The 12,830-nt window shown below is 44.4% G+C and carries 13 protein-coding genes; 11 read left to right on the top strand and 2 right to left on the bottom strand.

Annotated features, from left to right (window positions below):
- Positions 1-57 precede the first annotated feature (57 nt).
- The 4 genes from QUA25_RS13490 to QUA25_RS13505 all read left to right on the top strand — a co-directional run bounded on the left by QUA25_RS13490 (position 58) and on the right by QUA25_RS13505 (position 2,402).
- Positions 58-783, top strand: a complete 726-nt coding sequence (locus QUA25_RS13490) for a cadmium resistance transporter (RefSeq protein ID WP_333038536.1) — start codon at positions 58-60, stop codon at positions 781-783.
- A 119-nt stretch (positions 784-902) separates the two neighbouring features.
- Complete coding sequence (locus QUA25_RS13495; protein ID WP_333038538.1) at positions 903-1,529, top strand: hypothetical protein; 627 nt, start codon at positions 903-905, stop codon at positions 1,527-1,529.
- 161 nt (positions 1,530-1,690) lie between these two features.
- Positions 1,691-2,194: a hypothetical protein gene (locus QUA25_RS13500; RefSeq protein ID WP_333038539.1), complete on the top strand. Its 504-nt coding sequence runs from the start codon at positions 1,691-1,693 to the stop codon at positions 2,192-2,194.
- Entirely contained in the window at positions 2,163-2,402 is a 240-nt protein-coding gene (locus tag QUA25_RS13505; RefSeq protein WP_333038540.1) for a hypothetical protein, read from the top strand. Before QUA25_RS13500 ends, QUA25_RS13505 begins: the two co-directional genes overlap by 32 nt.
- Positions 2,403-2,498: 96 nt before the next feature.
- Here the strand turns inward: QUA25_RS13505 and QUA25_RS13510 are convergent, their stop codons facing one another.
- Both QUA25_RS13510 and QUA25_RS13515 read right to left on the bottom strand, forming a co-directional pair.
- Positions 2,499-3,560, bottom strand: coding sequence for a mannose-1-phosphate guanylyltransferase (locus QUA25_RS13510; protein WP_333038542.1), 1,062 nt, complete (start codon positions 3,558-3,560; stop codon positions 2,499-2,501).
- A 218-nt stretch (positions 3,561-3,778) separates the two neighbouring features.
- A complete protein-coding gene (locus tag QUA25_RS13515; RefSeq protein ID WP_333038545.1) occupies positions 3,779-4,390 on the bottom strand; it encodes a thylakoid membrane photosystem I accumulation factor in 612 nt (203 codons plus the stop codon).
- A gap of 325 nt (positions 4,391-4,715) precedes the next feature.
- Here QUA25_RS13515 and QUA25_RS13520 point away from each other — a divergent pair, with 325 nt between their 5' ends.
- From QUA25_RS13520 to QUA25_RS13550, 7 genes are all read left to right on the top strand, one after another.
- Positions 4,716-5,618 carry an undecaprenyl-diphosphate phosphatase gene (locus QUA25_RS13520; protein ID WP_333038548.1) on the top strand — a complete coding sequence of 301 codons (903 nt, stop codon included), beginning with the start codon at positions 4,716-4,718 and terminating at the stop codon, positions 5,616-5,618.
- Positions 5,619-6,071: 453 nt separating this feature from the next.
- On the top strand, positions 6,072-6,218 hold the full coding sequence (locus tag QUA25_RS13525) for a hypothetical protein (protein ID WP_333038552.1): 147 nt from the start codon (positions 6,072-6,074) through the stop codon (positions 6,216-6,218).
- 60 nt (positions 6,219-6,278) lie between these two features.
- Positions 6,279-6,521, top strand: coding sequence for a hypothetical protein (locus QUA25_RS13530; RefSeq protein WP_333038554.1), 243 nt, complete (start codon positions 6,279-6,281; stop codon positions 6,519-6,521).
- A gap of 185 nt (positions 6,522-6,706) precedes the next feature.
- Positions 6,707-6,865, top strand: coding sequence for a hypothetical protein (locus QUA25_RS13535; RefSeq protein WP_333038557.1), 159 nt, complete (start codon positions 6,707-6,709; stop codon positions 6,863-6,865).
- Positions 6,866-6,994: 129 nt separating this feature from the next.
- Positions 6,995-7,642 carry a GNAT family protein gene (locus QUA25_RS13540; RefSeq protein WP_333038559.1) on the top strand — a complete coding sequence of 216 codons (648 nt, stop codon included), beginning with the start codon at positions 6,995-6,997 and terminating at the stop codon, positions 7,640-7,642.
- Positions 7,643-7,803: 161 nt separating this feature from the next.
- Positions 7,804-10,362 carry a sigma 54-interacting transcriptional regulator gene (locus QUA25_RS13545; protein ID WP_333038562.1) on the top strand — a complete coding sequence of 853 codons (2,559 nt, stop codon included), beginning with the start codon at positions 7,804-7,806 and terminating at the stop codon, positions 10,360-10,362.
- 943 nt (positions 10,363-11,305) lie between these two features.
- On the top strand, positions 11,306-12,691 hold the full coding sequence (locus QUA25_RS13550) for a TIGR03279 family radical SAM protein (protein WP_333038565.1): 1,386 nt from the start codon (positions 11,306-11,308) through the stop codon (positions 12,689-12,691).
- The last annotated feature ends 139 nt before the right edge of the window (positions 12,692-12,830 follow it).

A 12,830-nucleotide genomic window follows, 5' to 3' on the forward strand; every position in this document is an offset into this window, starting at 1 on the left:
CAATTAATCTCCTGCCCTATTCCAGGCATATTTACATCACAATCTAGGCAGTTAGATATGAACCCATTCATTACCGCTATTTCCACAGGTCTTACAGCTTTCGCAGCCACAAATTTAGATGATATTGTCATCTTGCTGCTGTTTTTCTCCCAAGTCAATGCTGTTTTTAGACGGCAACACATTGTTACAGGACAATATCTTGGGTTCGCAGCACTGGTGCTGCTTAGTCTTCCTAGCTTCTTTGGCTGTATGATGGTGCCGCGCCCTTGGGTGGGGATGTTGGGGTTAGTACCAATTGCCATTGGAGTCAGCCGCCTGCTAAATCGAGATACAGAGGCTGATGATGAAAATACTGCTACAGATTCGCCTCAATCCACTATCTTTGCTAGTCTTTTATCGCCACAAACTTATAGCGTAGCTGCGGTGACATTTGCTAATGGAGGTGATAATGTGGGGATTTATGTCCCGTTGTTTGCCAACTGCACTTGGGATAGCCTGCTAGTGATTCTGAGCGTCTTTTTCTTGCTAGTGGGTGTCTGGTGTTATGTGGCCTATCAACTAACTCGCATGAGCGCGATCGCGACCCTACTTGTCCGCTACGGTAATTCCCTTGTTCCCTTCGTTTTAATGGGTCTGGGTACGCTGATCCTGCTCGATAGCCATACTCTAGAGAATCGCGGTTTAATGGTAGTTACTGTAGCTATCAGTTGTTTGTGGCTGCTGATATTGCTTAAAGACAGTTATCAATCGTTAGAGACTGCACCTAAAGTCGAAAAATTTTAGGCAAGCTAGAGTTCAAGTTTCCGCCACTTTGCTGAAGTTGAAAAATAATTTATAACTTCAGCAAAGTGGAGGGGTTTTCTAAGAACAAACTCTGATTTCTTACACAAAGGACAACAAAAATGAGCAAGTTTTTAAAACTAATTCTGGTGGCTTTAGTGCTTTTCGTAAACTTAGCTGTAGCTCAGCCTTCTTGGGCAGGCAAAGATTTCACAAAGGGGGCTGACTATGCGGAAGTGACACAGGAATTGAATCAACTTTTGTCAGCCCAGAGCGATCCTTCGACTGCGGGTTATACGCCTGAACAGTACCAACAGCGGTTGTCCGAATTGCAAATGCAGAAGTACGTGATTGAAACTGCTAAAAAGCGGGCTCAGTGCCGCAATCAAACCGGGCAAACGCTGGCAGTTTATGCGAATAAGCCGAAAAAATCGCCGACGCAACTTTATTTCCTGGCAGCGGGTGAGATTACAGATGATGATTGGGATTGCGATGGTATTTACTTGCCAGCAGGGGCTCAAGCTACTTTAGGCCCGGCGACTCAGCCACTTTCTTTGGCTGAACCGGTTGCTATTAAGGTTGTAGATGGTACGCAGCTAATTGCTACAACGAGTGCAGCAACGGGTGGTATTGAATTGAATGTTGCCCCTGCTAAAGTTTTTAAAGCGGGTGAGACAACTTGGGCCCTGCCCTCGTTTTCTCAGGCTCAGATTAATGCACAAGTTCCTACGCCGGAACTGATTGATTAATCCTTCTTGAGGAACGGTTAATTGTTGGGGACTTGGGAAAAAATAAAGTCCCAGACAGAATGGAGGAGAGGCAATGCCACCATTGGCGATTGTCTCTCCTTTTTAGATCGCAAAAAAGCCAGTTGTATTTCCTTAAAGATTACGATTAGGAGGTTTTTTCAATGAAATGGCTAGTTTTACTAGATGTTAAAAAGTCGGATTTTGACAATTTGTCGAACTTGCTGCGTTCATCAGATGAGTTGAGCTTAATGGCAGAGAATGGTGAATATTACCTAACTTCTTCGCGCTGGGAATCACTAACAAAGCCGTCTGATGTACTTTTTGAAGCTACTAAACTTCTTCAAGTTATAAGTGCTGTTGCAATGATTCATTTTACAGATTTTCCACGTCTTAAGCCTCATATCATCTGGGAAGTTGACGAAGAAGGTAAGCGTCAGAGGTGGGTTGCGCTTTCAGCCACAATTAGCGTGGATTCAAGTTCTTTTTCTATCCAACTAGAAAGCGGTCAAGATATAATCCGTAATTTAGAGTTTGAATCCTGGAGGAAGCTGGCAGAAGAAGACGAGATAGTTAAAAATGTTTTCAGACAAATTACGGACTTTGAACATAACTGGATTAATCTTTACAAAGTTTATGAAATTGTCAATAAAGAAAGATGCTGGTAAAAAAAAGATTGAACAGTGGATAACTAAAGATAAGATTAGCCAATTCACGCATACTGCTAATAGTCAAAGCGCAATTGGTGATGATGCACGGCATGGTGTCGATAAGCACGCTCCACCAAAAGAACCTATGTCACTATACGAAGCAGATGCTTTAATTATGACTCTGCTACAAAAATGGCTTCAGTGGAAGTGCGAACAACAAAACTAGAAGAGTAAAGTACGACACAGATTAAAAAACGAAAGTCGGGCTCAATGCTGATTAATTCTTTGTGGATTCGCCTGCCCAATCTGTGCCGTACTTACATCACAACAAATCTTTCAATTTCTCATCTTCTCCCAACACTTTAATCACCTGTTTAATCTCCTGCGTCCGGTCCTTTTTCACTATCAAAGTTACGTTGCCATCTCTGACAACTACCACATCCTCTAAACCAATGGTGACAATCACCTCGTTTTCATCCGCTGCATAGAAAATGCCGCCTTTGGTGTCAATCCCGACGTGTTTTGCTAACTCGACATTCGGTTTGTCTCCTTGCAGCAAACGACCGATCGCATTCCAATCACCCAAATCATCCCAGCTAAACCCTACGGGCAGAACACAGGCTTTTTGCGTCTTTTCCATCAGTGCGTAATCGATGCTTATTTTGGCTAATTCCGAGTAAGCCTGTGCGCCTTTTGCTTCCAAAGCAGCCATCATTTCCGGTACATGATTTCGCAATTCTGTCAAGACTGTTCCGGCTCGAAATACAAAAATGCCCCCGTTCCAACTAAACTTGCCGCTGGCAACAAATTCTTCAGCAGTGGTGCGATCGGGCTTTTCCGTAAACCTGGCCACCCGATAAGCCGGAAAACCCCCAAAACTGCCAATTTCCTCGCCTTGTTCGATGTAGCCGTAACCAGTCGAAGCATAACTCGGCTTGACTCCCAAAGTGGCGATCGCATCCTGATTTTTCGCCAACTCTGCAGCCGCCTCCAAAGTCTTGATAAACTCCTGTGGTTCCCCAATCCAGTGATCCGCCGGGAAAAAACCAACAACCGCATCCTCACCGTAACGCTTCGCAGTTTCTATAGCAGTCCAGGCCACCGCTGGCGCAGTATCGCGGCCCTCCGGTTCCGCCAGCAAATTCTCCGGTGGTAACAGTGGCAACTGTTCGCGAACCCCCGCCGCCAACATTTCCGACGTTACCACCCACAAATCCTCCCAACCGTTACCTAATTCCAAAAGTCTTTCCGCAGTAGCCTGCAGCAAACTCTTGCCGCTACCGTCGAGACTCAAAAACTGCTTGGGCCGCTGCTTGCGGCTCAGCGGCCAAAAACGTTCGCCTTTACCACCGGCCAGAATCACAGGAATTAAGGTTCTACTCATTGTTTAAAGTTTAAATAGTTCACGTCCATTTTGCCCTGATACCCGAGATGGTGTTTGTAAATAATTACTGAGGCACAATGATGATTGACTGTTGACTGTTGACTGTATCACCCTAAATGTAGGGCGCGCATTGCGTACCTTACCCAATATAAAACAACAAAACTCTCGTTAAGGAATCCTTGAAAATTGCTATAGCGACCAGCAATTACCATTACCTATTACTTCGACAATTCGATATTGAGTTCGTTCACGACACGGCGTTTGAGCGGGATAGATTTTTCTCTGGGCAGCAAGTCAAATACTTTCCGAAAAGCATCATCTACCTGTTCAAATGGTATTTGTCCTTTCTCATTAAAAACTACTTTCCCCGATTGGTCTAGGATGACAGTTTGAGGTACGAAACCTTCGTAATAATGGCTCGGTTCGGTGATTTCTGGTGACGGTTGCGGAGGCAAGGAGTCAATTGTTATGGGCATAAAATCGGCTTCGCGGCCGTAAAATTCCTGGAGTTGAGAGACGACGATCGCGTATTGCTTGGAGTCGCTGCTGTCATCAGTGTAAAAAACTAACAGTACGGGTTTATGGCGTTTGAAAGAATCTGCTATCTTGACTTTAGGAGGAACTAGGGAACCGTTGCCGGCGTAGAGGGCAAAGATTGTACCGTCAAAGCGATCGTCGGTAAGAGTTGCTAAAGCTGGCGCCGTGCCGCTTAGCAGTATGAAGCTAAGTGTGATCGCTACTGTTACAAGACTGGCTGACAAGATTCGCCTCAGCCAGCGGATGCCAGAAGCAGCAGTAACAATTGAATTTTTGTTTTCAGGAAATATCATAGGTTGTGGGCAGTTGCTGTAACGAAAGCGAAATCAGATGCAAAAACTTTCCTAAGTCTATCAGCAAAATGTAGGCAAATGTTGTTGAGTAGGTTAAAGTAGTTTCGGCTCGATGATCATAAATTGCTGATACTTGCGATCGACAAGGCGATTCTACAGGCCGAAGATCACTATTTGCGATCATCGACTTTTCAGGGGCGGACAGTTCCAGTCCGCGCCACAATAAAATTTATTTGTGGTGGGGTGGGCTTCTAGCTTCCCAGAAGGCTGCATGATCTTAAATTAAACTGATTACTAGAAACTGACAACTGGGAATTCACAACTAATGATAGCTTTGCTTGACGCACTCCTCGCCCAAACGCCCGCTGCTGAGGTTTCCGGGCCTGCTAACATCAATCTGGTGCAGGCGATTGTTTTAGGAATTATACAAGGATTAACAGAGTTTTTGCCCATCAGCAGCAGCGCTCATTTGAAGGTAGTGCCGATCGCCCTGGGATGGGGCGATCCGGGGGTTGCTTATACTGCTGTAATTCAGTTGGGCAGTATTGTCGCAGTGCTTTGGTATTTCTGGAAAGACTTGACAACTATAACTTTGGGTGCTGTAGATGCTGTGGTGCGGCGCGACTACAAATCGCAAGAGTTTCAACTGGCGCTGGGATTTGTTTTGGGAACAATACCTCTAGCCTTTTTTGGGCTGCTAATCAAGGCATTGGTTCCAGGTTTTAACAAGTCGCCGCTCAGGAGTTTGGCCAGCATCGCCATTGCTTCGATAGTCATGTCGCTACTTTTAGCAACAGCAGAAAAAATTGGCAAGCGCAATCGCACTTTTGAAAAGTTAACTGTTCAAGACGGTATTTTGATGGGATTAGCTCAAGCAATCGCATTGATTCCGGGGTGTTCGCGATCGGGTTCCACTCTAACAGCAGGATTGTTCATGGGATTGGAAAGACCTGCCGCCGCGCGGTTTTCTTTTTTATTGGGAATTCCCGCGATTACTCTGGCTGGATTAGTGGAATTAAAGGGTGATTTGGCACAAGGAATCGGCGATGCTGGAGTTGCAGCTTTGATAGTGGGAACGATTTCGGCATTTGTGTTTTCTTATTTGTCGATCGCCTGGCTAATGAAGTTCCTGCAAACTCAAAAGACGTGGATATTTGTATTGTATCGGCTAGCTTTTGGCGTAGCCATTTTAACGGCGCTCGCAGGTGGGGCAGTGCGAAATATATAAAATAGGACTGACTTGAACCTAATTATAGCCCTTCTCAAGGGCGGTGAGTTATGTCCGGTAATGGGTAAGAAAGCAATCGCTCGCCCTCGCACCTTACTCACACTTTTTTGCCCTATATATGCCGTAAGAGCTGCAACTTGACAAGCATGAGAGTTTAAGGCTTTGACAAAGGGATATTCAGCTCTCAACGCTGTATTGTGACGATACATATCTTTTTGTTCCACACCTCGGTTGCCCATCCAAAAACGGACACATTTGTTGCGGACAAACTGAGCGGTTTTAATCGCTTCGTCTGCAGCAGCGTATTGAGTTGTTTTTGCCTTAGCCTTAAACTCTAAAAGTATCATTGACGTGGAAAAACTTTACGTAATTATTGTAGTATAGAAAAGCCGTCAAGCTTAAGGATGGGGCTTGTATCCTATTAATTTCGGTAACGCTAAAAGGAGAGTGGCTGTGAAAAAAGTAGCAGTATTTGGCAACCCTGGAGGCGGTAAATCAACTCTCAGCAAGAGATTATCCGACATCACTGGGTTGCCGCTTTACGTCTTGGACAAGATTAAATATCGATCGGGCGGCGTTGAGGTGTCACAGGAACACTAGAAGCGCGCCCATCAGGAAATTTGGCAGACTGACAGATGGATTATTGACGGGTTTGGTTGCATGGAAACCGTCTGGCTGCGACTTGATGAGGCGGATACTCTGGTTTATGTCGATCTACCGCTATACGTGCATTTCTGGTGGGTGACTAAACGAATGATCTCGGCTTACTTTAATCCGCCCGAAGGCTGGCCAGAAAATAGTCCAATATTCAAGGGTTCGATGATCGGTTACCGCGTGCTTTGGTTGTCTCACAAATATTTAACTCCAAGGATATCGCCAATATATCGATCGGGCGCGAAGTAGCAAAAGTGTTGCTCACATCAGATATACTGAAGAGATTTCGCAATTTTTTGAGTCTCTTGAAAATAAGACCAAGATTAAAGATGGTGAACTGATATAATCAACTTAATGACTCAGTTACGGTTCAAATTAATAGGATTAATTTATGGAACCCACACTGGAAGCTAAGTTGTGATGCCGATCGAGAGATGGCTGCAACTACCCGCCAAGCTGTACAGGAAAAAATTGCAGGCGATCGCACGTTAATGTTGGCCTATCATTTTCTGTATCCGGGTATCGGACATTTGCGATCGCGCGATCGAGGTGGATTTGAGTGGCAACCTGTCAACTGGCAATTTGAAAGTTAATCCTGCTTGTGGAAGTCATGCAAAGGTTATCTGCCGCTACTAACCTTGGTCGTTATACAGTTTCATTGTAATCTATAATCGAGCAGTAAATTCTTGCTAAGAAATGCTGTAGATCGACGATAAAAAATTATGCAGCAACAGAATTGGCAACCACCAGAATATATCCAACTCAAGGGTCAATTTGTCACGCTGAAGCCCCTCGTTCCAACAAGAGATGTAGGTGAACTCTATTCGATCTCGCATGGCACTCCTGAAAAGCAAGCGGTGTGGAACTATCTGTTCTATGGTCCGTTTGAAAGTCCCTCTGCCATGCAATACTGGATGGAAACAGAAATGATTGGTAAGTCCGATCCTTTGACTTGGACAGTCTTTGAAAACTCCAGTAATACTCAAGTGGGGATTGTCGCATTACTAGCGATCGTTCCCAATCACAGTCGAGCAGAAATCGGTCATGTGTGGTTTAGCCCTGCTGTACATAAAAGTAAAGTTAATACAGAGTCACAGTTTTTATTACTTCAGCATCTTTTTGACGGCCATTCATACCGTAGAGTTGAGTGGAAATGCGATGCACTTAATCATGCTAGCCGAACTACAGCCGCCAGAATGGGATTTCTCTATGAAGGGCGTTTCCGACAACATATGATTGTGCGTGGCAGAAATAGGGATACTGATTGGTTTGCAATGACAGACAAGGAGTGGGGACGCTGTAAAGTGAATTTTGAAAAGTGGCTTTACTCAAACGAAAAACTCTCGTTGATGGAACTCAACAATGGCTGAGGTTAACTTGGAATTATGATGAGGAGTTCTGGCACTATAATATATAGCAGTTTTCAGCTATTGGTACAGAGAAACCGGGTTTCTGGGGTGTGCTTCATAAACTTGGAATCTGTTATATGCTACACCAACTATCACGATTCGGCTTTCGCCGACGCTAAGCGATGTCTACCGAAACATTAGTTAACTGGCTCGAAGAGAGTACCGAATTAGGCATATTATCCCGCGAGATTTTACAGGCGATCGCGGGTGAAATGGAAATGGCAACTTTTCCCGCCGGATTTCGAGTGGTAATTGAAGATACGCCTGTCACTAATCTCTATATTTTAGAACGGGGACAAGCCGATCGCTACCGCAGCAAACAACCGGGATTAATGTGGGCGAGTAGTTTGTTGCCGGGGGCGATCGTCAATTTATCTGCCCTCCAGCGATCGCAACCTGCAGATAGCCGAATTATAACTCGGACAGAATGTCAATTTTGGGTAATTAGTGCCGATCGCTGGCGTGCTTTGCTAGAAAGATATCCACGGATCGCCGAAGCCTACGCTCAACGTTTGGCGGCGAAATTAGAGCAGCTAGAAGCAGAAATTGCCTACGAACGAGAGCGTCAAAATGCCCTCCGCAGCTATCTAGTACCTAGGGCGAGACGGGGAGTCATTGGCAATAGTCGTTATGCAGTGAAATTGCGCCAACAAATTCGCACGGCATCGAGTGACAGCCGATCGGTATTAATCTCTGGCGAACCTGGTTTAGAAAAGGATAATTTAGCTGCTTTAATTCATTTCGGTTCCCATCGCCGCAACGAGCCAATTATTCAAATTAAAAGTGCTTTACTTCAGGCTAATGGAGCGGAATTATTCGGGCGGTTGGGCGGCAAACCGGGGCTGTTGGAATGGTTGGGGGAAGGGACGTTAATTTTAAATGACGTGCAAGAATTACCCGCTCAATTATGCCCCCAAATTCAGCAATTATTAACCGATGGAACCTACAGGCTAGTTGTCAAGGAAGGACAAATACCACCACCACCGCGTTCTAGTAATGCCCGGATAATTTTAATCTCAGAAATTGTGCAGCCCAAGCTAGATAAGCTGACTCAACATAAGATTAAAGTCCCATCCTTGCGGGTGCGAAAAACAGATTTAGAAGCACAGGTTAACTATTATCTCAATATCATTGGTCGCAAAAAGAAATTAGTCAAGCCCCAAGTTACACCGGAAGCAATTCGCCGCTTACAAGCCTACGATTTTCCAGGGAATTTGCAGGAATTGCAGGGAATGGTCGATCGCGCCTTAGTTCAAGCACAGGGGAGTCAGGTATTAACGGAAGAAGTGTTTTGGGCCCAGGCAGCGAAGAAACAAAAGTTTCGGCTGAATTTATTAAATATTTATCCAAAATTTCGGCAATTTTTACGGAGCGATTGGTATCCAGATCGCGTGAATTATTGGTTTACCACCTGGGTGTTTGCATTGGTGGTAATTATCCTGTTTGTTGCTCCCCAAGATCGACAACATAATTTTGCCCTAAATATCTTTTGGGCGTGGTGGTGGCCGTTAATTTTATTATTATTTCCCATCATCGGACGATTGTGGTGTGCTTTTTGCCCTTTTATGATTTATGGGGAAATCGTCCAAAAACTATCCCTGAAAATTTTCCCTCGAACTCTCAATAAATGGCCGCGCCAACAAGCCGAGAAATGGGGTGGCTGGCTTCTATTTGGACTATTTACTCTGATATTTCTGTGGGAAGAGTTGTGGAATTTAGAAAATACCGCCTATTTATCCAGTTGTTTGTTGTTGCTCATCACCGCCGGGGCGGTAATTTTTTCCCTAATCTTCGAGAGGCGATTTTGGTGTCGTTATTTATGCCCGATCGGGGGAATGAATGGATTATTTGCTAAACTCTCAATTATCGAACTTCGCGCCCAACAAGGAACCTGCGCGGCGGAATGCAGCACCTACCAATGTTACAAAGGCGGCCCCGGCTTGGGGGAAGGATTAACTACTAATGGCTGTCCGATTTATTCCCATCCCGCCCAATTAACCGATAATAAAGATTGCGTGTTGTGTATGACTTGCTTGAAAGCTTGTCCGCATCGATCGGTAGAATTAAATCTGCGCCCTCCCGGCATTGAATTATGGACTACCCACGTTCCTCACAGTTATGAAGTTGCCCTGTTATTTCTATTATTAGGCGGTATTTATCTGCATCGCTTGCCGGAGATAAATAGCTGGTTGGGGCTGGGCATCAATTTAGAGCAATTTTTACCTCATTTAGGACTGTCGCTCGCAGTGTTAATTATCCCGCCGATGATTCCCCTAATTGCCTACGCAATCATGCAGGCAATTTATCGATTGGGACAAGCAGAAACCATGCCATTTACAACTTACAAACCCCTCTCATTTGTCTCTAGCGCCTACGGTTATTTGCCCTTAGTCTGGGGCGGTAGTTTGGCTCACTATTGGCGATTGGGTTTGCAGGAAGGCGGTCGAGTGATTCCCGTAGCTTTTGCCACTTTCGGACAAATTAGAGACGATTTACCGAGTTTTATCGGCGATCCAGCGGTGATTAGTTTCTTGCAAGGTTTCACTTTGATTGTATCATTATTAGTTACAATATTTGTGACTCAAAAAATTGCCAAGCGCTCGATTAAATCTTTGATTCCACAACATTTAGCGAGTTTGTGCCTGATGCTGAGTTTGTGGTATGCGATCGTGGGAACCTGAGAGTGAGTATGCGCTATATCTTACTTTGATTTTTAATCTTTTACTCGCTCTGACCAATTTCAGAGCAGGCTTCTTGCTGACAGGTAGAGCAAAACATCATTACAAAGAGGCCAGAGGAAATGAGTACCAGTTGAAAAAAAAGGACAAATTGCCCGATTGAGAGTACGGAATGCAAGGGCTAATAGGAATAAACCTATTGCTGCTAATAGAATGAATGGTACGCGCTTTTGCTGTGGATAGTGATACAGTCCTAGTCCGAGCAAAACCAAAAATGCAGGAGCATACGAAATAGAACTATTGAGAAGATTTGTAAATTGCTTGCTAAAATCGCTAATAAAAAAGAATACTGCAAGTAATACTCCTGCATATCCTTAATTCATCCTAACTACCCGATGACTGTAAAGCCATATAAAACAAAGCTGAAAGAGGCGAAGAGGAATCACATCTAGTAAATTTGCCCATCGCGTTGCAAATGTATGAAACAGGAAACTTCCGATATTAATATATTAATACTGGTGTCTAAAGCAATCAGTATCCAAATACCAAGTGATATTTTGTGGTGTCGCTGAGCTAATTGCCAAATAGCTCATGCTGCAATAATGAAAGACACATTGGAAATAGCATTCAGTGGCTCGCTCGATAAACCAGGAATGAGCCGCTCACAGTAAAGGTCGATTTAATGATTCATAGCTCTATCATTGATTTTTTCAAGCTAACTTATAATTGTGTCGCAGATGCTGTACAATACATGATCTAATCTAGAAGACCGCAAGTCGCTGATGTATGTAAACCCCTTCTTACTCTCCTTCAGCATTTTAAACTAAACTAAACCTGTATAATTGAGACAGGTGAATGGAAGATAGTACGAGGGTTATATTTACACATGAAAGCCTCAAAAAGCTATGTAAAAACTCAATCTAACCCAAAAAATAATTCCGAAATTATGAGCGAATCATCTATTAAACCAGCCCTAATCACCAAAGTTATTCCCGACAGCATCTGCGCTGAAATGGGATTTGAACCCGGAGACTCAATCGTCGCCGTAAACGGTCAAAAACCCCGCGATTTAATTGACTATCAATTCCTGTGCGCCGATGAATTTCTCGAACTAGAAGTTTTAGATGCCAAAGGCAAAACTCACAAATTAGAAATAGAAAAAGAGTATGACGAAGACTTGGGAGTGGAATTTGAAACTGCTCTTTTTGATGGACTAATTCAGTGCAACAACCGCTGCCCTTTTTGCTTTATCGACCAGCAGCCTCCAGGAAAGCGCGAAACTTTGTATCTCAAAGATGATGACTACCGCCTCAGCTTTCTTTACGGCAGCTATCTGACTCTCACAAATTTGACTCAAAAAGAGTGGGACAGAATCGAACAAATGCGGCTTTCTCCTCTCTATGTTTCCGTACACGCTACGGAACCGGAAGTGCGAATTAGGCTGTTAAAAAATCTTCGCGCTGGGAAGATTCTCGAACAAATCAAATGGTTTCAAGAACGCCGCTTGCAAATTCACGCTCAAGTAGTTGTTTGTCCCGGTATTAATGATGGCGAACATTTAGAACGCACTTTGTTAGATTTGGCAAAATTCCATACCGGAAATATGCCGGCTGTAGCATCGGTGGCTGTCGTGCCGGTGGGTTTAACTCGCTTTCGCCCTCCAGAAGATGAACTAATCGCAGTAACTGCGGAAAAAGCGCGAGAAGTAATCGAACAAGTGCAGAAAATTCAAGTGATTTTGAGTCAAGGAAAAGGTAGCGGAAAAGCTAAAAAGCAGAATTCAAAATCGCGGTGCATTTGGCTGGCTGACGAGTGGTTTTTAATAGCTGGTTTAGATTTGCCGTCGGCTGCCGATTACGAAGATTATCCGCAAATCGGTAACGGTGTCGGTTCGATCCGCCAGTTTATCCAGCAGTTTGAAACGGCTTTTGAGAAGCTGCAACCGATGCAAGTCGAGCCAGAGCGCAAGTTAGTTTGGGTGGTGGGGAATGCTGTAGAAAAAGCTTTTGAACCGATCGTACAACAACTAAACCAAATTCCCGGCTTGTCCGTCAACATGGCAGCACTGTGCAGCCACTACTGGGGACAAACCATCACTGTTACGGGTTTGCTCACCGGGCAAGATTTACTCGAAGCTTTGCAGGGGCGAGACTTGGGAGATGGCATCCTGCTGCCGTCGGTGATGCTAAAACAGGGGGAACCGCGTTTTCTAGACGACATGACCCTGGAACAGCTCGCCAGCTCGCTGAAAACCCGGATTTTGCCGGTGAGCGGAGTAGAGGAACTAATCTCGGCGGCGATCGGTCTGGCAAATGCTGAAGTTAAATTCTAAATTTTGAATCGAACATTCAAAAGTTAAGATGAGTATGGTAATTGTGACTTGTAACCGTCGAGTTCAGGCTACAGACTAGAAACTTGAGACCTCAATCTTGCTCTAAAATTGTCTCTAGGATTGCAGAGTAATTAAAAAA

Origin of the sequence: Microcoleus sp. Pol17C6, from assembly GCF_036701145.1 — a bacterium.
Classification (GTDB): domain Bacteria; phylum Cyanobacteriota; class Cyanobacteriia; order Cyanobacteriales; family Microcoleaceae; genus Microcoleus.